Source organism: Cohnella pontilimi (assembly GCF_005049045.1).
GTDB lineage: Bacteria > Bacillota > Bacilli > Paenibacillales > Paenibacillaceae > Cohnella > Cohnella pontilimi.
Window position 1 is genome coordinate 312,016 of the sequence record NZ_SUPK01000006.1, and the last position, 18,608, is coordinate 330,623.

The window sequence follows — 18,608 nt, forward strand, 5'->3', positions numbered from 1 at the left end:
ATCTGAAGAAAGCTTGGCATGCACCTTAACCCACTACGTAGATAGTTTAAGCGACTTCTCGGTGCGCAGCTTTCTGCGCCCGGCGATGTAAATACCGCTAAGAATGAGTAGCAAACCGACAATCAAATTCCAGCCGATGGACTCGTTAAGCATAGTCCAACCCCAGACCAAGGAGCTAAAAGGCAGTAGATAAGTAACCATTGTCGCATACTCAGCCCCTCCCTTGCTTACAATCCAATAAAACAGAATGTAAGCGACACCGGAGCCAAAAGCGCCAAGACCAATCAATGAGGCAGCGTGTTCCGGCGTCGTGAGCTGCTTAATAGAAATCTCTTCGGTAGTAAGAGCAACAATGCCACTGCCTAACATTGCAAAGAACAAAGTACCTAAAGCAGACTGATAGGCCGATAGGGATTGTAAAAAACGTTTGGATAGTTGCGATCCCAAGCCGTAGAAGATAGAGGCTGCAAGCATGCCGAGCGTACCGATCATATCGCTCGGCAACCCCGAATCAAGCTGAAAGCTCAATAGAACAATCACTCCTGTCAGGGCAGTTCCCATACCAACCCACTGCACGCGCTGAGAAACCGTTCCGAAGAAGAGGATGCCCAAGAGCAACGAACACAATGGGGTAGTAGCGTTCAAGATCGATGCAAGATTACTGGCAATCCGTGTCTCACTAAATCCGATAATCGCCCAGGGAATCGCCATATTCACAAGTGCCACAGCGGCCAAGGGCAACCAGGGCATTTGCTTCCATGCAAAAGGGTGGCGTATGAAAAGCATGATGACCGTAATGACGCCAAGGCCCACAGTTGAGCGAAACCATACAATTGTCCACGGCCCAAAATCCTGAATCAAAACTTTAATAAAATAGTAGGATCCGCCCCATATGAGGCTGAGGAGAAGCAAGGCAGCCAGCGGCGAACGAAACACTACTCATCACTGCCTCTCATGAATGATGGATACGAGCAAAGCTTTCAACTCCTGGATCATTACTCGCTGATACTTGGTTCCATCTTGGTAAAGTGAGCCGATTTGCCGATACGTTTCATTTAGATTTTCTTGATAGTCCGCTGCTTGCTTATCCCGATTGTATGCTTTAAATCGGTCCATAACCGACTGGATATATGACGGTCGCGCTCCCCATTTGCCCACCACTTCACCACTTGTTTTCAAGAATACAGCAATCGGCTGCGCTCTCGCTCCATCTGTAAGAAAAAGGTCCATGGTGTCCAAGTGATCATCCATGATCAACACTTCCGTGGAAATCTGAGCCTGTTCCATCAGTCGGAACAAGACCGGAACGTTCCATATAACATCAGGGCACCAATCGGTCGCCAATAATAAACAGTACAGGTCAACGTGATCAGATAGCGAACGAAAAAAAGCTTGATCCTCAGTATCAGTCCATACGAAGTTATCGTAATTGTAGATTAGTTGCTCCTTAGTGTTGGCGATTCCACTCAGTTCCATGACCCTCACCTTCATGCCCTTCATAAATTCACGTGGCGTTATTCCTTGACCGATTTTGTGTTTTAGGTTTAACATTTCTTTCATTTACAACACATCCCTTGTTGAGTTTCACAATCAGCTTAATAAAAAACTGACCTTCCATAAATGGTCAGTTTTTATGATTTATTAAAGACAGATCACTAATTAAAGCGGTGGCGTTACTCCTAACCGCACCCAGCCTTCCTTGGAAGGACCGTAAACCGCAGGTATAGGCAGCTCGGCTTGACGCATGAGGACCGTAACCTGACCCCGATGATGAACGATGTGTTTGATCAATCCCATGAAGATCGTCGCATTGGATTCCAATCTTCCGAACGCATTTTGGATGTGCTTCAACGAATCGTCCGTCCACTGCTCTTCAAGAGCTTGGACTACACGAGAGCTGACCTCATGAAAGGTCTCCGCGATCTGCTTTGCGGACGGCACCTCGTTCGGATTCGACACTTTCTCTACCGAGACTCCGAATTCAGTTAAATACTCCGGGATATTCGTGACAAAATGCCACGCAATCCTTCCCAACGTACGCCCCTCGGGATATACCTGCTGCTGGAGCGCTTGATCGGTCAACCCGTCCAACACCTTTTGAGTTAATACCGCTTCATTATTCCATTCGGTGATAAAATCCTGTACTGTAACGTACATATTCTCTCATCCCTCTCCTGGTTGTCCGCAATCCGTTAGAAATACGTTCACCGCTTGAAAATAACCGACTGCATCATCGGCGTGGACACCGTGACCGCAATGCTCAAACACGATAAGCTTCGTGTTGGGCCTTCGCTCTTCCATACGTCTTGCTTGATTTGTATCAAGAAAAAAGCTCTTCCCGCCGTGAATCAACAAGATCGGGCAACTCGAGCCTAACCAGTCACCCCACCACACCCCGTTGGACTGGGGAACAGATACTCGCAGCCCCTTTAAATCCGTTCGGAATCCCCAACCGAGTTCATCCTCAAACACGCTTTCGGCAAAATAATCAATAGCCCGGAGCCCTGCGATTGCAAGCGATTCTCTCAGCTCTTTTAAGGAAGCCGATCGAATGGGAAGCTTATCGGCAAAGGAGAAATCAGCGTTAATCTCCGCGCCGATATCCTCGACGATCACGGCTTTCACCAATTCGGGGTAACGGGCCGCGAATTGATAAGCATTCAATCCGCCCAAAGAATGCCCCAAAATTGTGACAGGGTGACCCCCAAGCTCCGACTGAATCAGGTTCAGGATATCCTTCACATAATCATCCCTTGCATATTCCATTCCGGGAGGATGATCGCTCCAACCGTGTCCGCGTTGATCCAAAGAAATAACCCGCCAATCTTTGAAACGCACGGCCAGCTCCGAAAATGATCTTGCATTGGCCATATACCCATGTAACATAACAAGCACTCGTTCGCAGTCTCTACCAAAATCCAGGTAGGAAAGCCGAAGATTCCCCGATTGAAAGTATTTCCTCTTGGCCAGATCGTTTTCGCGGTAATTCATCATCATTTTTCTCTCCCATCTATATAAAATATCGTCACTCATTATTTTCAACCGCTGAGAGGCAAATCACAGATCTCAAGCTTACGTTGCTGTTGTCCATACAAACCAGCCAGCGCGGCGGCTATCGCCATAAAGATTGCGCTGGATGCCACGCCGAATTGCAAGCCGTATCGTTCGACCACCACGCCTCCAACGATGGGACCTATGATCTGTCCAGAGGCAAAAAAGGCAGTGGCTATGCTGAGAGATGCCGCATACACGTGGTGAGGGACATGACGACGAAGAAGCGCAGTCGTCATCAGCGGAGGGGTAATAAAGGAAACCAACCCAACTATGGTCGCTCCCAACGCAGTAAATAACAAATTATTGGTGATTACCCCACTTACACCGATCGTCCCTAAAGTTAACCCCGACGCAAGCGTATACCCGCTCGGCCATCGGTCAATGACTTTGCCTCCGATCCATCCGTTAAACAAACCGGCAAATCCGATTCCGGACCATATCAACCCGGCATAAAGGGACGGAATGCCTTTGCCCACCAGATAGGGAATCAAATACGTGAAATAGATGATGTATCCCCAACCGAAGAAGAAATAGGAAGCGATTAAGAACAAGAGCCTCTTCGGGTTCAACAGTAGACGATAAACCGTTTCGCTTTCTTTGTTACGTGGCTTCGATTCGGTCTGAGAGGGTATTTTTCCGGCTCCTCTTTTTCTAGTGACGAACTCGAAACCGAACGCGGCAATTACCCCGAATACGCCCATGGCCACCCAGGCATAACGCCACCCCTGCAAATGTGAAGAACCTATGGTGAAGGGGGCGAATAAACCCGTAAATAGAATGCCAGCTGATCCGCCCAGCCATATAAGCCCCGATGCCGCTCCTCGTTCCGCTGGTCGAACGGCATCCATTGCAATGGACAGGACTAACACTGTAGCGAAGGCTGATAATATGCCAATCGCGAATCGCCATAGCCCGAGTTCAGTGAAATGATCACTAAATGCCGAGCCGATCAAAGCCAATCCGAGCAAAAAGCACGTCATCCGATTAATGACATGCTTGCGGTCTGGAAACCGCGAGATTAATGGAGAAAGACACAATGTCCCGACCAAATAACCGATAAAATTGACTGTACCTAATATACCCAACTGTCCGTAGCTCCCCCCGATCACTCTCTGTATCCCAGGCAAGAACATGCCGTAGGAGAGCCGGGAAAAACCGAGAATGACGACAAACAAAAGCGATGCCCATAGAGTGATCCAGTTGAATGCGGATTTCGTACCCACAGCCCATTTTCCCCTAAAATTATTTGTTGACCCTAGTGTAAATCCCGGGGAAAGTTTTGTAAAATTGAATTATATGAATAAATCGTTCGAAAACGTTAAATCAAAGGTGATGACAATGGATCTTCGAGCTTTAAAGACCTTCGAGGCTTGCGTGCGTCTTGGACATTTTCTGAAAGCCGCTGAGGAACTCCAATATGCTCCCTCTACGGTAACCCTTCAGATTCAGCGTCTCGAAGCTGATTTGGGCGTTTCTTTATTCGTGCGCGACGGAAAACGCGTAATCGTGACCGAAGCCGGCCGATGGCTCCATCATGAGGCCTCGATTTTACTGAAGTCGATCGGAGCCATGAGGCAGACCGTCTCGGATATTGCTGCGGGAGATAACGGCTCGGTACGTTTCGCCGCTATCGAGCCCGTTGCAAGCCAGCAGCTAGCGACCGTTATAGCTGACTTTTGCAAGACTCGACCGAAAGTGGAGTTAACCATGGAAGTAAGCGGCAGCAGATCGATCGCGGAGAGGGTTCGGGCTGGCGAACTGGAATTCGGCGTTTGCTCGGCTCCACCTTCGAAGCTTATGCTGGAGTTTGAGCCGCTGATTGAGGAAAGATTAGGGGTCATGTTAAACACGAATCACCCAATAGCCAATCGAGATAACATAACGGCGAGCGACCTGGAGGGGCTAACCCTTTTAGTCAAAGAGCCGACTTGTATGTATCGAGAGCTTTGGGAAACGGCGATTTATCCAACTAGGCGAAACCTGTTCTCTTTTATCGAGGTTGGAAGTTTCTTTGTCATTCAACAAATGGTTAAGTCAGAGTTCGGCATCGGGATTGTTCCGATTTACAGTGGTCTGGAACAGGAAGGCTCCTTGGTCATTAGACCTATAGCCGATTTGAACCCTGTCGTCACTATAGGGATCGCTTATAAAGACAAAAACTTCCTAGGAAAGGCAGCATTATTGTTAATGGAAGCCATTAGAGGCATCCGCGAACCCAACCCTGCGCTAACAAGTGCTGTCCCATTCTGAACGATCAAGGAGAAGGTCGAGATCTTTAATGCGATGAAGACGTTCTTCCGCAAGCTGGAGGCGGTTGGGTGATCATTAAATGCCGATCTTCTTAAAAGAAGATCGGCATTTACCTGAACACTGACTTATTTGAAATTCTGAGCATTTAATATTTATCTTAATGCGTGAGCACGATCGTATAAATCTGTGCTCCTGCAATTTTGGTCATGCTTGTTTACCCCCTTAGTTCGATATACGATCAGCTAACCAATAATCAAAGCATAAACAATACCCGGTCCGTGGACACCAATTGTCAGGTCGTTCTCAATGTCCGCCGAGCGGCTCGGACCTGAAATGAAGTGGATGCCTGCAGGCAGGTTTTCCCGTCCCGCCCGGTCGAAGTCAGACAGAATCTCACCGAGCCGCGTCTTCAGACGTTCGATTGGAATAAGGGCGAAAAGCGCCGTCGGCAGGAGGCTGACCGACCTGCCCTTCGTTTTGTCCGAAAGTACGGTAATCGATCCGGTATACGCAGCCGCGTAATCGGCCAGCACGACACCGAAATCGGCTTCCGCCGCACACGCCTTCCAATCTTCGTTCGGGTCCTCGTTCCAAACGGAAACGCGGGCTTCCGGAAGGAGCGATTCCAAGCCAAGTTCGGCCAAGGACTGCTGGTCTTGACGCACGATATACCGGGCGCTCATCTCGGCCGCTTTGCTTACGATAAAAGCCCCCGCCTCTACTATTCCGGAAAGTCGGATCGCTTGACCGCCGACGGCTTTGAAGTTTTCGGTGAACTTGGCGACCCGTTCCTCGAGCGGCCATTCTAAGGCGTTCCAGAAATCCGGCGCTCCCCGGAACGGATGCTGCGGCGGAGCGGTCACACGCGGACGGCCCAGCTTTCCCGCGATGAAGTTCATGAATTGCTCTTGCTTTGCGCGGGATTCGCGTTCGAGCCGCGCGAGCAGCTCCTGATGCGTCTCAGCCATGGCGTCCGCCGCCTCCCTTCGCACGTTCTTTCAGGATGGCTTCCATCCGGGCTTTCACGACGGGGTCCATCGTCTGTCCGGTATTTGCCGTTTCGCGTTTCAGCGCTTCCCACTGCTGGCGAAACGAGCGCTTTGCCAGCGTCGGCGCCACCCGGTATTTGTTCCAGCCTTTGAGCGGACCGACCTTCAATCGGATGCCGCCGTCGCGTACAACGAGACGCTGGCCGAGCTGGCCCAGCTTCACCGCGGCGCCCATGATGCCGGGTTGGCCGGCGACCGTGCCGAAGCCCCTCATGCCGATCGTTTCCAATGCTTTGCCGTGTCCGGCCTCCACCTTCCGTCTGCGCAGGTAGACCAGCATGTCGTGCAGCGGAATCTTGACGGGACAAGCCTCGTAGCAGGCGCCGCACAAGCTGGACGCGTTAGCGATGTCGTCCCATTCCGCCACGTTCTTCTGCAAGGCCGGCGTCAGCACCGCGCCAATCGGGCCGCTGTATGTGCCGCCATAGGCATGCCCGCCGATATGTCGATAGACCGGGCAGGCGTTCAGGCAGGCACCGCAGCGGATACAATTCAGCAGCTCCTGGAATTCCGGGTCCCCGAGCTGGTTCGAGCGGCCGTTATCGACGATGATGATGTGCATTTCTTCCGGCCCGTCGGCATCTTCCGTACGTCTCGGTCCCGTGATTCCGGACATGTAGACAGTCAGCTTCTGTCCGGTAGCCGAGCGGGGCAGCAGCGTCGCCATAACCTCGAGATCGGTCCAAGAAGGAATAATCCGTTCCATGCCCATCAGCGTGATTTGCGTTTTCGGGACGGTCGTTACCATTCGTGCGTTGCCTTCGTTTTCGAAGAGCACCATGGAACCGGTCTCCGCAATGGCGAAATTGCAGCCGGTCATGCCGATGTCGGCTTCGAGGAATTTCTCGCGCAGCTTCTTGCGGACAAATCCCGCCAGGATCGTGGTGTCCGCTTCCAGCGCCTCGCCCGCTTCCTTGGACAGCAGTTCGGCGATCTGGTAACGGTTCTTGTGAATGGCCGGGATAATAATATGTGACGGAGTCTCGCCCGCGAGCTGGATAATATATTCGCCGAGATCCGTCTCGATCGCTTCCACGCCGATGTCCTGAAGCGCGTGGTTCAGGTGAAGCTCCTCGGTGACCATGGATTTGGATTTCACGACGGTTTTCGCCGCCTTGCTCTGCGCGACGGCAAGCGCGATCCGCACGGCTTCCGCTCCTGTCGGGGCGAAGTGCACGTGCACGCCGTTCGCTCTGGCATTCTCCACGAAAAGATTTAAATAATAGTCCAGGTGCGCGATGGTGTGAAGACGGATTTGCCGCCCTCTCTCGCGCCACTCTTCCCAATTGCCGTGCTGCTCGGCCGCGTTCATTTTGCCGATCCGCAGCCGCTCGGTCGTGAACTTGACCGCTTTGCGAAGGAAATCGTCATTCAGCGCCAGTTCCGCCCGCTCCTTCACGCTTCCTTTCGTTTTGTAGGCGCTCAAGCTTCCTTCACTCCTTCGTACAGCAGCTCGGCGAGATGCATGACGCGCACCGGTTCGTTGCGGAACCGCAGGTTGCCGGCGATATTCATGAGACAAGCCATGTCCAGGCCGACCAGCACTTCCGCTTCCGTCTCCAGGATGTGATCGACTTTCTCGGTCACCATGGCACCTGAAATATCGGCCATCTTGACCGCGAAGGTTCCGCCGAAACCGCAACAGTCTTGGGCGAAAGGCAGCGGGACGAATTCGAGGCCTTCGACATGCTGCAGCAGCTCGAGCGGCTCATCTTTCACTCCCAACAGGCGGCTGCCGTGACAGGAAGGATGGTATGTGACTTTACGCGGGAACTTGGCGCCCAAATCTTTCACATCCAGCACCTGTACGAGGAATTGCGTGAACTCGTAGGTTTTTTCCTGCAGGCGGTTCGATTTCTCCAGATAGACGGGCTCATCCTTAAACAACTCCGGGTAATGGTGGATCATGTACGTACAGGAGCCGGACGGCGATACAACGAAATCGCTTTCGTCGAAGGCGTCAAGAATCGTCCGCGCTGTTTTCCTCGCCTCGTCCCAATAACCGGAGTTGTAAGCCGGCTGGCCGCAGCAGGTTTGCGCGCGTGGGAACTCCAGCTTCACCCCGTACCGGGCTAATAAGCGGACCATAGCTTCCCCGACGCGCGGATAGATAACATCGCTCAGGCAGGTGATGAAAAGAGAAACTTTCAAGCCGTACACCTCGCTTCCTATACCACCGTTACGGACAGACGGCGTTCTTCCAATTGGCTGCGCATTTCAGCGGGAATCTTCCCGTCGGTCACGATGGCGTCGACCTGGCTGAGATCGGCAACATGCGTGAAGGCCTGAATGCCGAACTTGCTCGAGTCGGCAAGGAGGATCACTTGATCGGCCCGGTCGATCATTTTCTGCTTGACCCGGGCTTGAAGCTCATGAGACTCGCTAACCCCATGCTCGGCGTGGACGCCCTTGCAGGAAAAAAACAGTTTATCGACGTAGTAGGCATCTAAGGTACGCTCCGCCAGCGGACCGACGAACGATAGAGAACGTTGGGCAAGCAGTCCTCCGGTAGAAATCACATCGATCTTTTCTTTGGCGGCGAGCTCTGTCGCCACACGAATGGAATTCGTAAGAACGGTCAGCGGAACGTTCGGCAGCGACCTCGCCATGTACCAAGCCGTGGAGCTTGCATCGAGCAGAATGCGGTCTTTGGGACGGATGAGCCCGACCGCTTCTTCCGCGATCCTGCGCTTTTCGTCGGCATGGAGAATTTCCCGCTCGGCATAAGGGATTTCAAGCTGAGCGGATGCCCCCTCCTTCACGCTGACCGCTCCCCCGTGGGAACGGCGCAGCCTGCCGGCCGCTTCCAACCTGTCCAGGTCGCGGCGGATCGTTTCCTCCGTCACCTGGCACAGCTCACTGAGCTCGGTCACCCGCATGCTTCCCCGCTCGTTCACCAGCTGCACGATTTTTTCGTAACGTTCCGCTACCAGCATTTTCGTTCCTCTTTCCGTATGTTTGATTCAGGCTGCTTACGACCGCAATCCCGTGATGGCCGTTCGAGCCCCTTTCCGCTTAGCGGGTGAATGCGGCTGGTACGCCGCCGTCGATCGTCAGCATGCAGCCGGTCGTTTTCTCCGATTTGGAGGACGCGAAGAAGGCGATGCCTTCCGCGATATCTTTGGGATAAATGTTCACGAGCAGCGTCGTGCGCTTGCGGTAGTACTCTTCCAGCTGGTCCGGCTCTATGCCGTAAGCGGCCGCGCGTTCGTTGCGCCAAGAGCTGTTCCAGATGGCGGAGCCTTGCAGGATCGCGTCCGGCAGAATCGTATTGACGCGAATGCCGAACTCGCCGCCTTCCGCAGCGATGCATCGGGCCAGATGCGCTTCGAGCGCTTTGACCGCGCTGTAAGCGGCGGCATTCTTCCCGGCATAAACGGAGTTCTTCGAGCCGACGAAAACCATGTTCCCGCCGATGCCTTGCTGTTTCATCATCTTGAACGCCTCGCGCGCCACCAGGAAATAACCGGTGCCGAGCACGTTCATGTTCAGGTTCCATTCCTTGAGCGACGTCTCGTCGAACGGGCTTGATGTGGCCAGTCCCGCATTGTTAACGATGATGTCCACGCCGCCGTAAGTCAGGGCCGTCAAGGCATAAGCAGCCTTGACGAATTCCTCGTCCGTTACGTCTATTTTAACAGCCAACGCACGGTTTTCGCCGTATTTGCCGTTGATTTCGTCGGCGACCTTCTGCGCGCCTTCGAAGTTCAGGTCTGCCAACACGACGTGGGCGCCTTCCGATACGAGGCGGCGGCCCGTCTCGCTGCCTATGCCGCCCGCTCCGCCGGTAATGAATGCGACTTTGCGCGAAAACTCGGCTTCCGGCGGCGCCAAGGACAGCTTATATAATTCAAGCGGCCAATATTCCACGTTGTAGGATTCGTTCTCGCTCAGCGAAACGAAGCGGCCCAGTGCCGTAGCGCCGCGCATCACGGCGATCGCGCGGTGGTACAGCGCTCCGCTGACCTGCGACATCGCCCAGCTCTTGCCCGTGTTGATCATGCCCACGCCCGGAATGAGGATGACGCGCGGCGGGGCCTCGAACATGACGTCATCTTCGTTCTTGTTGCGTTCGAAGTAGGATTTGTACTGTTCTTTATAGGCGGCAATGCCTTCCTTCAGCTTGACCTTCAGTCCTTCGACGTCGCCCGGGTCCGGGACCCAGTCGATGAACAGCGGCACGACCTTGGTGTGGACGAGATGATCGGGACAGGCGGCGCCGACTTGAGACAGCTGCGGTGAATCTTGACCGCCGACGAACGCCAGCACGTCGTCTTGATCGTCGAATGACAGAATCATTTTTTTGTCGTCGGAAACGGCGCCGCGGATGCTCGGCATCACCTGCGCCGCGATGCTGCGGCGAATGTCCGCCGGAAGCGCGGCGTGTTTGACGCCGCCGAACAGCTTCGCTTCGTTGACGCACGCTTCGATGAACGATTCCGCCGCGTTGATGATTTTGATTGTCTGCGCATAGCACGCTTCCGACGTTTCGCCCCACGTGACGAGACCGTGTTTTTCCATCAGCACAAGTTCCGCTTTCGGATTGGAGAGAACGCCTTCGGCGATCATTTTGGAAAGTGTGAAGCCAGGACGGACGTAAGGAACCCACACGAAGCGGTCGCCGAAAATTTCCTTGGCCAGCTGCTTGCCGTTGTCAGCGCAGCAAAGACTGATAATCGCATCGGGATGCGTGTGATCCACATGTTTGAACGGGAGGAAGGCATGGAGAAGCGTTTCGATGGAAGCTCTCGGATGTTTGGCGTCGATCATCGTATGGGCGAGGTAAGCGACCATTTCTTCGTCGCTCATCGCGTCGCGTTCGAACAGCGGCCGGATGTCGTCCATACGAAGGCCCGTGAAGTTTCCGGATTTCATGGATGCCAGATCGGATCCGCTTCCCTTGACGTACATGACCTCGATGTCGCGACCGCGGAAATCCTTAACGACCGTCTTCGCGGACGTATTGCCTCCATAAATGTTGCACACACGACGGTCCGCGCCGATGATGTTGGAACGGTAAACGAGTTCGCCCAGCGTATTCGCTGCCTGAGATGCTTTGGATGTCTCCCATAAACTCTGCACCATGCTTGATTACCTCCGAAAATGTTTGAATGTATTTGTTATTTGCATTATAAATGTATTTTTTTCGTTTGAATATAATAAAGACAAAAATAAACAAAAAAATATGAAAGAAAAAAGCGATCGCTTCGAAAGAGGCGATCGCTTTTTATTGAACTACTGTGCCTGTATGTTTCCGATTTAACGGTAACCATATGAACAATTGACCAATGCGGTCTCGCGGGCGATCGAAAACTATGAACCCAATCCTGAGTCCTTCGCTTTCTGTATGGCTTCGGCACGGTCCGCTACCTGGAGCTTGCTCAGGATGTTGGTGATATGATTGCGTACTGTACTCGGGCTGAGCACCAGCATTTCGGCTATTGCCGCATTGCGGTATCCTCTGGCAATAAGATCCAGCACCTGGCGTTCTCTATCCGTCAGTTCAGCCAAGTCTCCTTCCCGAAAACCCGGTCTCACTTGATTGAAATACTCCATAAACCGCCCGGCAATCGTTGCGCTGAAAATGGCTTCACCGCTGGCCACAGCCCAAACGGCCCTCAAGATCTCTTCCGGAAGGGCTCCCTTCAGGATATAGCCCCGCGCACCGGCTCTCATAGCGGCGGCCACCGTATGATCATCCTCGAACATTGTCATAACCAGAATTCGGATATTGGGTTGTTGCCGGTAAATGTGACGGGTGGCTTCGATTCCGTTAAAGCCCGGCATTTGGATATCCATGATGATCAAGTCTGGTTGAAGCTCTGCAGCCCTTGCAACAACCTCATCTCCGGTTCCAGCCTCGCCTACGACTGCCACAGCGGCATTCGTATTCAGCAGTGCTGCAAGTCCGGCCCGGAAGGTCGGATGGTCATCAGCCAGCAGGACGCGTAATTTCGTCATGGCGATCTCTCCCATCTGAATATGGCAGTTCGGCTCGAATCCGGGTACCGCCCTCGGGTCGACTCTTGATGGTAAACATGCCGCCAAGCTCCTCCGCCCTTTCTCGCATCGAAGTCAACCCCACTCCCGGTTTGCTTACGGGCGGAAGGCCGATTCCGTTATCCGAAATCTCGATCACCAATCGTTCTTCCTCTAATGCGATGATAAGCCGGACTTGCGACGCGCGGGCATGACGATTGACATTGGTCAACCCCTCCTGAACAATCCGGTATGCGGCGACTTCGACCGCCGCACCGAGCACCGGCAGGGCAGGCGGGAGTTCTACTACAAATTCCAGTCCGGCGCTTCTGTGATCCCGGACAAGCTCGGCTACCGCCCCGCTCAATCCGTACTCGTCCAATGCTGGCGGACGCAGGTTGTGAACCAGACGTCGGATCAAATCCACCGCGTTGCGAATGTCCATCTGCAGGTCACTGAGAATTCTGTCTGTCTGATCGGGATCAGTCCGCAGCAGGTGCCGGGCGGCGTCCACCCGGAAGGAGAACGAGGCGATCTCGGGGCCGAGGCCGTCATGCAGGTCCCTTCTCAGCCGACGCCGTTCATCTTCCCTGGCCGTAACCAACGTTTGACGGGAACGTTGAAGCTCCATGGTGAGACGAACCGCATAGATGGCTGCACCGGCCTGACGAACCAGGTCCGTAACCACCCGGCGGTCCTCTTTTGACCATAAATCTTCTCTTTCTCTGGGCTCAACGAGAAGTTCGGCGACCCGCTCGCCTTGATAGATAATATCAACGCGAAGAGGAGTCAGCGCAGGAGTGCCGTTGGCGGCAGCGATCTCACCATTAGGCCAAACCAGCGCGACATAAGGAAGCCGCAGAGCTTCCCGTACGGAGCTGACGATAGCGTCCATCACGCGCTCGGGCGAAGTCGTCGCCTCAAGCCGATCACCCAAACGCACCAGGGCTGCATAGGGTTCATGCCGGTCCCCGTACATCAACCGGTTGATCAGCGCCTGCAATTTTCGATGCAGCGGCTGCACCATGACCGCAACGGCGATTGTTCCCATCAGCGAGACGAAGGTTGTATTCTTCTCTTTCAAAGCCGTACCTAAGACAAAGATGACGCAAGTGTAAATGGCCATAAGCATTCCGGTCAACGCTGCATACACGATGGCCCGGTTAATCAGGGGATCGATCTTCCAGAGTCTGTATCGTACGATCGCGATCGTAAACGAAATGGGGATCAATAATAATGAAACCATATAGAGCGTCTGACCCGCGAGGTTTCCCCACAAACCATCTCCGGGAATTTGCACCGATATGATGATTAATAGAATGGTCACCAGAAACGCAAATGCGGGAAGTTTAATTTGCTGACGCTGCAGGGGTGTCGAGAGTCTGCGGTACCTGAAGATTTGAGTCGCTGCCATCGCGAGCAGTAAAATCCATTCCAACGCAAGGAGCAGCTGCTCCGACGATATGGCTTCATGGTCTGTTTTCGGCAACAACCTGGACAGGCACTCGACCAGAAAGAAAGCCAGCGCTAAAAAATGGCTCCAACGCGGCGCTGTACGGAAGTCGGGAAAGTAGCAAAAGGTGGCTCCCATAAGAAGTATAGCGGCAAATCCGACCAAACTTGCCATAAAGGAGAGCGACGGAAAAGCTGCTTTGAATTGGTCAGTGACCGTAAGGCTTAACCCAAAAGAAGCAAGCGTGACCGCCACCAACAAAGCCATTCTGTCAGTAGAGTGATGCCGGAAAATCAGCACGCCCAAAATGACGTTGCCGATGGCAACGAGTAAGGAGAGGAATATGAGGTACAGGGAATAAGTACGGACCGCCCACCCCGCCGCTTCGAGTTGTTCCAGCATTGGAGGCGTTAACGCGCATGTGTCACATACTCTTTGCAAATCTGTGTAGAGTACCGGCAAATTCAGGATAAAAAAAACGGCAGCCGTGAGTATGAACAATGCTGCGAGGCTTCTGACGACGATCAACCAGTATCGCTGCACGAGACACCCCTAACCGAGCAATTGTTAACGGCAAAAGGCAGCGGACGAGTACCGCTGCCATCACTTTACACCGCTTGTTGCATTTGCACAACCGCATCTGCCTCACGTGACCGTTTTAACGAAAGCCATCCCAATCCGCCGAAGAGTGCGATCATTACCGCGGATTGCACGTAAGCTTGTGCAGGTCCGAGTTCCAAGAATCCTGCGATCAGGTTGGCCGCCCCGGCATAGATCAGCCAGGCGGGTGCCTTCCGGGCACGGTTTAACCCGATGGTAAGGAGCAGCAAGCCGATTGAAGTAAGCAAAAATAGTAACAAATGAGGCAGGAAATAGACCGGAGTGTCGAAGATCCACTGCAGCAGGGCGAGCATTGGCTCCCGCTCCAGTGTCGCCATCCCCCGCTGAATTAACGCTTCCGTCGCTAATATCACGAAAAAAAAGTTTCCGACGAGGGAGGTAATGGCTCCGATGTATGTCAGCTTTTCGCCTCGTCCGCGTACGAGATGGGTGGCACCGAGGAATGCCGGTACATTCAAAATCGTAAAGGCCAGCACGTTGAAGGTAAAAAACAGCGTGTAACCGGGTTGCTCGACCACCCAATCCAGAAACTCCACATCACCGGCTAACGGAGGTCCAAACAAGCTTATTGTCTGCAAAATGGCCGAAGCTATAAAACAGAATCCACCGATCGTCAAGACGAAGCTGCGAGGAAATAATCCATGCTGCATGGTAATCGCTCCTTAGAAATAATGATTGAAATCCTGACTTTATTTTAAGAAACGCACCATACAACGTCATGGGAGCAGCATCTACGCAGAGTCCTATCTTTTGTCCTGGGACCAATTACAAGGCGATGAAGACGTTCTTCCGCAAGCGGGAGGCAGTTGGGTGAATAGAAAATGCGATCGCTCCTTTGAGGAGCGATCGCTTTGTTTTCTACTATCGTATCGGTAACGAGTTCAGAATCAGTCGTTTCCCCATTTTGGAATCGTAAGCGAGGCAACTGTAAGAATATTATTCAGCAGCCACGCCCTGTCGCTTTCATTTTCCACCTGATCCGATGCCTGCTTTGCGAGTGCAATGTTTTCGTCACGTTGTGTAATATCTCCCTCTGCTGCGTATGCACGTGCTAATGCTTCATAAGCGAAGCCTAAATCAAAATCGCCAAGATCGTTATCTAAACAAAGTTCCAAGCTTTTTTTGGCATGATACAGTGCGGGTTCAGCTCTGCCGACGAGTGAGTATACCCGTGATATTTGCCATTCACCCCGTGCAAAATGCAAAGGAGTTCCTACTATTCCCCAATGAAAACGAGACGCATGGGCTGCGTTGATCATTGTTTCATCTTCCATTTCATTTCGTTCCGTTTTCTCAATGAGATCCCATGTGACATTAAACAAATCGGCAGCCAATTTCTTATGTACTTCGTTGTCTATAGTGTCTTTCAATTTGGTCATGTCTATCATTCTCCTCGGCGAATTCGAAAAATTCTTTTAGATGAACGAGTAATGACTGAGGTTGAGTCGTGATATATGAAGCATGGTCTCCGGTCACTACTACAAGTTTGGTATGAAGTAAATTTGCCATATCACGGGCGTACTCTGGACGAATAATATCGTGGTCTCCAATGACGAGTAGGACAGGCACAGTAATTTGTTGCAGCTCAGCCGGTTCCAAAAAATCCTCTTTATTCGCATTATTAGCCATCTCTGCGCCTTTGGCAATAAGCATGGACCAGTTTTCAGGATGCGGGGCTACACGTTCGTATTCTTGCTTCATCTGTGGTGGAAAAGCATCGGCGGAAGCATGTTTAAGGCCTTCAACAATATCAGGAAAATAGCCATCCATACTATAAACGGTCGAGGCTAAAGCTAGTTTGCGGATAAGGTTCGGATTCGACTTAGCTAGGTGCAGTGCAACTGTTCCACCGGCACTGTATCCGAATACATCCGCTTCCGAGATTCCTAATTGACTCAAAAGTTCAGCGGTATCACGGCCCATTTGAGCAAAACTTAAGGGACGATTCATGTCCGCAGTATGGCCATGGCCTTGCTGTTCTATTAATACTACCTGACGGTGATGAGCCAGCTCCGGCAATAGGGGATAGAACATGCTGGCAGTCGCAAACTGACCATGGAGCAAAATGAGTGGTTTGCCGCTCCCGTGGATCTCATAATACATATGAAGTCCGTTTACCTTCTTGTAACCGCTTTTTGGATCACTCATACGATTAAGCCTCCTTGTCTATATAAATTGACCAATTGTGGTAAAATATGAGTACTATTGCGTCGCATTGGAGGACTTCATGATCGAGAAGAAACCGGAAATTGATGCAGCAATCGTTTATATCCACAATAATATTTATGAGCCCATTTCTCTATCGAAGTTATCCAAGCACGTGGGTTACAGTCCCTATCACTTCATTCGGTTATTCAAGGCACAAACCGGACTCTCACCGCGTTACTTCATCTCCTCCCTGCGAATTCAAAAAGCAAAAGAGTTGTTGCTCCATACCCATTTGACAATCCGTGATGTTGCCCAGCAAGTCGGCCATGAGAGCTTGGGAACTTTCACGACACGATTTGCGGAGAAAGTAGGGGTTACACCGTCTAACTTTCGAATACAGGAGACCTTTGCTCAGAGTCAGCTCCGATCCTTCCTGGAATTGCCCCAAGGGGAGATCTTAGAAGCATCTCTCGGAAATGGCGCCAGTGTCGCGGGCAGCCTGCATTCGGACATCCCGTTCGAGGGAATTGTACTCATTGGACTCTTTCATAAACCTATTCCGGATTCGTTGCCTCAATATGGTATGATTCGGCTGTCGCTTGGCGATTTTCGATTTTCAAATGTGACGCCGGGCACCTATTACCTAATGGCGACTACCGTTTCATGGAAGATGAATGCAGTGGATATTATGCTCCCCAACGCTACACTTCGAACGCGGCACCATGACCCCATTTTTGTTGGCGCCGGTCAAGAAGTGTCTCGTGGACAAGTTACCTTATATCCGCCGGATCTAAACGACCCGCCTATTTTGATATCGTTGCCGTTACTGATGAATCAGTTTTTATCAAGAATTTATCGGACGTAGGTCGTCACCCGGCCGTATATAATACCATCCACTGAATCTCCTTTTTGATCATAGCAATCATGAGTACAGTTCGTTTCTTACAGATTGCGAAATTTCATAATATCTCAAACGATACTAATGAAATGTCGGCGGCAGAGATTAACTCGTTATATTCATGGTCATATCTTCTTCCAAAATCTCCAACCCTTCAGAAATCAAGTCCTGATCCCCGGATTCTAATCCTTCCAGCAGGTAACGGACTTGGTCAAACGTTACGAAGAAGGACACTTTTTTGATCCGGGCTTTCACGTCATCCACGCCTCTATAAGTCATCACTTGCCGGGTAAACGGCTCGCCGCAATCCTCCAAAAGATAGACATAATCGTAATCGGGATCGCTTATTGCGGCATCACCGAAATCGATAATTCCGGTTAACTCGGTTTGGTTTGAATCCGTCAAATAATGATCAGGCGACAAATCGCCGTGAATCAGTGTCGGCATATATCGAGTATATGCCGGATGATCCAAATAGGATTGGAAGCGCAGCGTGAGATAAGTCCGTAAAGACTCCTCAAGCAGCGGAAATGCCTGCTTCTCCGCCGCTTCCTTGAGCAAGTGAAATTCATTTTTCAGGTTTCGAACCTGAACTCCTGCTTGTATGGCTGTCTCAACGGGAAAAGCGTTCAATGCATACATGAAATCGGCAAGTTGCCGAGCGATTCGACCGGTTGACTCATCGGGGATACAGGCCATTCCGTCTTCCCCCAGGATCTCCCCCTGGACTTTCCGATACCCGACGAAGGAACTTCCGTTGCTTTGCCTTCCGATATATACGAACTCCGGAATGCTGACCTCAAGACAGCCGGCCAACTTCGGCAGCAATTGAATTTCTTTGTTTAATTCTCTGGCTCCTTGTTGACTCTTGGGGAAACGAAATACCCATTCCCCATTGACGAGGACTGCGTAATTTCTGAAACCTTCACCAAGCGAGTCAATGGATTCAATGCTTAAATCCGGAAACTGTTCCTTTATCATTGTCGCATAGTGAAGATCATTCGGCTTCATTTCTGTACCTCCTTACCTTTAGATTTTACTGCCATTTGGTGCCATTTCCACTTCTTTTCTTCATGCATTCTCACATAGTCCCCGCTCTCGATTCATGCACAAATAAAAAGACCCCAGTCAACATGACCAGAGCCTGAAAGGATCT

General features: G+C 51.8%; 18 protein-coding genes. 2 read left to right on the forward strand and 16 right to left on the reverse strand.

Translation table 11 applies throughout. From position 1 onward, the window contains the following. Window positions 1–33: 33 nt before the first annotated feature. The 5 genes from E5161_RS14100 to E5161_RS14120 form a co-directional block, all read right to left on the reverse strand. A complete protein-coding gene (locus tag E5161_RS14100; protein ID WP_136778448.1) occupies window positions 34–936 on the reverse strand; it encodes a DMT family transporter in 903 nt (300 codons plus the stop codon). Window positions 937–942: 6 nt separating this feature from the next. Further along, complete coding sequence (locus tag E5161_RS14105; RefSeq protein ID WP_136778449.1) at window positions 943–1,560, reverse strand: thioredoxin family protein; 618 nt, start codon at window positions 1,558–1,560, stop codon at window positions 943–945. 99 nt (window positions 1,561–1,659) lie between these two features. Beyond that, window positions 1,660–2,157: a DinB family protein gene (locus E5161_RS14110; protein ID WP_136778450.1), complete on the reverse strand. Its 498-nt coding sequence runs from the start codon at window positions 2,155–2,157 to the stop codon at window positions 1,660–1,662. A 6-nt stretch (window positions 2,158–2,163) separates the two neighbouring features. Next, window positions 2,164–2,994 carry an alpha/beta fold hydrolase gene (locus E5161_RS14115; RefSeq protein WP_425456531.1) on the reverse strand — a complete coding sequence of 277 codons (831 nt, stop codon included), beginning with the start codon at window positions 2,992–2,994 and terminating at the stop codon, window positions 2,164–2,166. A 44-nt stretch (window positions 2,995–3,038) separates the two neighbouring features. Further along, the gene (locus tag E5161_RS14120) at window positions 3,039–4,277 is read right to left on the reverse strand and encodes a YbfB/YjiJ family MFS transporter (RefSeq protein ID WP_136778452.1); all 1,239 of its coding nucleotides are present in this window, start codon (window positions 4,275–4,277) and stop codon (window positions 3,039–3,041) included. Between the two features lie 115 nt (window positions 4,278–4,392). On the opposite strand from E5161_RS14120, the gene E5161_RS14125 reads away from it, so the two are divergent. Then, window positions 4,393–5,304: a LysR family transcriptional regulator gene (locus E5161_RS14125; protein WP_136778529.1), complete on the forward strand. Its 912-nt coding sequence runs from the start codon at window positions 4,393–4,395 to the stop codon at window positions 5,302–5,304. 242 nt (window positions 5,305–5,546) lie between these two features. Here the strand turns inward: E5161_RS14125 and E5161_RS14130 are convergent, their stop codons facing one another. The 10 genes from E5161_RS14130 to E5161_RS14175 form a co-directional block, all read right to left on the reverse strand. Next, window positions 5,547–6,272 carry a LutC/YkgG family protein gene (locus E5161_RS14130; protein ID WP_136778453.1) on the reverse strand — a complete coding sequence of 242 codons (726 nt, stop codon included), beginning with the start codon at window positions 6,270–6,272 and terminating at the stop codon, window positions 5,547–5,549. Continuing rightward, entirely contained in the window at window positions 6,265–7,779 is a 1,515-nt protein-coding gene (locus tag E5161_RS14135; protein WP_136778454.1) for a LutB/LldF family L-lactate oxidation iron-sulfur protein, read from the reverse strand. The genes E5161_RS14130 and E5161_RS14135 overlap by 8 nt, the downstream gene beginning before the upstream one ends. After that, window positions 7,776–8,504 carry a (Fe-S)-binding protein gene (locus tag E5161_RS14140; RefSeq protein ID WP_136778455.1) on the reverse strand — a complete coding sequence of 243 codons (729 nt, stop codon included), beginning with the start codon at window positions 8,502–8,504 and terminating at the stop codon, window positions 7,776–7,778. Before E5161_RS14140 ends, E5161_RS14135 begins: the two co-directional genes overlap by 4 nt. A 17-nt stretch (window positions 8,505–8,521) precedes the next feature. Further along, window positions 8,522–9,289 carry a DeoR/GlpR family DNA-binding transcription regulator gene (locus E5161_RS14145; RefSeq protein ID WP_136778456.1) on the reverse strand — a complete coding sequence of 256 codons (768 nt, stop codon included), beginning with the start codon at window positions 9,287–9,289 and terminating at the stop codon, window positions 8,522–8,524. Between the two features lie 79 nt (window positions 9,290–9,368). Then, window positions 9,369–11,438, reverse strand: coding sequence for a bifunctional aldolase/short-chain dehydrogenase (locus E5161_RS14150; protein WP_136778457.1), 2,070 nt, complete (start codon window positions 11,436–11,438; stop codon window positions 9,369–9,371). 228 nt (window positions 11,439–11,666) lie between these two features. Next, window positions 11,667–12,314: a response regulator gene (locus tag E5161_RS14155; protein WP_136778458.1), complete on the reverse strand. Its 648-nt coding sequence runs from the start codon at window positions 12,312–12,314 to the stop codon at window positions 11,667–11,669. Beyond that, window positions 12,286–14,328: a sensor histidine kinase gene (locus E5161_RS14160; protein WP_136778459.1), complete on the reverse strand. Its 2,043-nt coding sequence runs from the start codon at window positions 14,326–14,328 to the stop codon at window positions 12,286–12,288. Before E5161_RS14160 ends, E5161_RS14155 begins: the two co-directional genes overlap by 29 nt. A gap of 65 nt (window positions 14,329–14,393) precedes the next feature. Further along, the gene (locus E5161_RS14165; protein WP_136778460.1) at window positions 14,394–15,056 is read right to left on the reverse strand and encodes a hypothetical protein; all 663 of its coding nucleotides are present in this window, start codon (window positions 15,054–15,056) and stop codon (window positions 14,394–14,396) included. Between the two features lie 237 nt (window positions 15,057–15,293). Continuing rightward, a complete protein-coding gene (locus E5161_RS14170) occupies window positions 15,294–15,785 on the reverse strand; it encodes a hypothetical protein (protein WP_136778461.1) in 492 nt (163 codons plus the stop codon). Continuing rightward, window positions 15,745–16,554 (reverse strand): alpha/beta fold hydrolase, encoded by an 810-nt coding sequence (locus E5161_RS14175; protein WP_136778462.1) that lies wholly within the window; start codon window positions 16,552–16,554, stop codon window positions 15,745–15,747. The genes E5161_RS14170 and E5161_RS14175 overlap by 41 nt, the downstream gene beginning before the upstream one ends. Window positions 16,555–16,633: 79 nt before the next feature. Between E5161_RS14175 and E5161_RS14180 the strand changes: the two genes are divergently transcribed. Next, the gene (locus E5161_RS14180) at window positions 16,634–17,419 is read left to right on the forward strand and encodes a helix-turn-helix transcriptional regulator (RefSeq protein WP_136778463.1); all 786 of its coding nucleotides are present in this window, start codon (window positions 16,634–16,636) and stop codon (window positions 17,417–17,419) included. A gap of 138 nt (window positions 17,420–17,557) precedes the next feature. Here E5161_RS14180 and E5161_RS14185 read toward each other — a convergent pair whose 3' ends face one another. Then, window positions 17,558–18,463 (reverse strand): phosphotransferase family protein, encoded by a 906-nt coding sequence (locus E5161_RS14185; RefSeq protein WP_136778464.1) that lies wholly within the window; start codon window positions 18,461–18,463, stop codon window positions 17,558–17,560. Window positions 18,464–18,608: the final 145 nt, after the last annotated feature.

Coding starts and splice junctions, on each gene's coding strand:
- E5161_RS14170 (WP_136778461.1), bottom strand. CDS start 15,785: ATGACCAAATTGAAAGACACTATAGACAACGAAGTACATAAGAAATTG.
- E5161_RS14175 (WP_136778462.1), bottom strand. CDS start 16,554: ATGAGTGATCCAAAAAGCGGTTACAAGAAGGTAAACGGACTTCATATG.
- E5161_RS14180 (WP_136778463.1), top strand. CDS start 16,634: ATGATCGAGAAGAAACCGGAAATTGATGCAGCAATCGTTTATATCCAC.
- E5161_RS14110 (WP_136778450.1), bottom strand. CDS start 2,157: ATGTACGTTACAGTACAGGATTTTATCACCGAATGGAATAATGAAGCG.
- E5161_RS14115 (WP_425456531.1), bottom strand. CDS start 2,994: ATGATGAATTACCGCGAAAACGATCTGGCCAAGAGGAAATACTTTCAA.
- E5161_RS14150 (WP_136778457.1), bottom strand. CDS start 11,438: ATGGTGCAGAGTTTATGGGAGACATCCAAAGCATCTCAGGCAGCGAAT.
- E5161_RS14145 (WP_136778456.1), bottom strand. CDS start 9,289: ATGCTGGTAGCGGAACGTTACGAAAAAATCGTGCAGCTGGTGAACGAG.
- E5161_RS14185 (WP_136778464.1), bottom strand. CDS start 18,463: ATGAAGCCGAATGATCTTCACTATGCGACAATGATAAAGGAACAGTTT.
- E5161_RS14125 (WP_136778529.1), top strand. CDS start 4,393: ATGGATCTTCGAGCTTTAAAGACCTTCGAGGCTTGCGTGCGTCTTGGA.
- E5161_RS14155 (WP_136778458.1), bottom strand. CDS start 12,314: ATGACGAAATTACGCGTCCTGCTGGCTGATGACCATCCGACCTTCCGG.
- E5161_RS14130 (WP_136778453.1), bottom strand. CDS start 6,272: ATGGCTGAGACGCATCAGGAGCTGCTCGCGCGGCTCGAACGCGAATCC.
- E5161_RS14105 (WP_136778449.1), bottom strand. CDS start 1,560: ATGAAAGAAATGTTAAACCTAAAACACAAAATCGGTCAAGGAATAACG.
- E5161_RS14165 (WP_136778460.1), bottom strand. CDS start 15,056: ATGCAGCATGGATTATTTCCTCGCAGCTTCGTCTTGACGATCGGTGGA.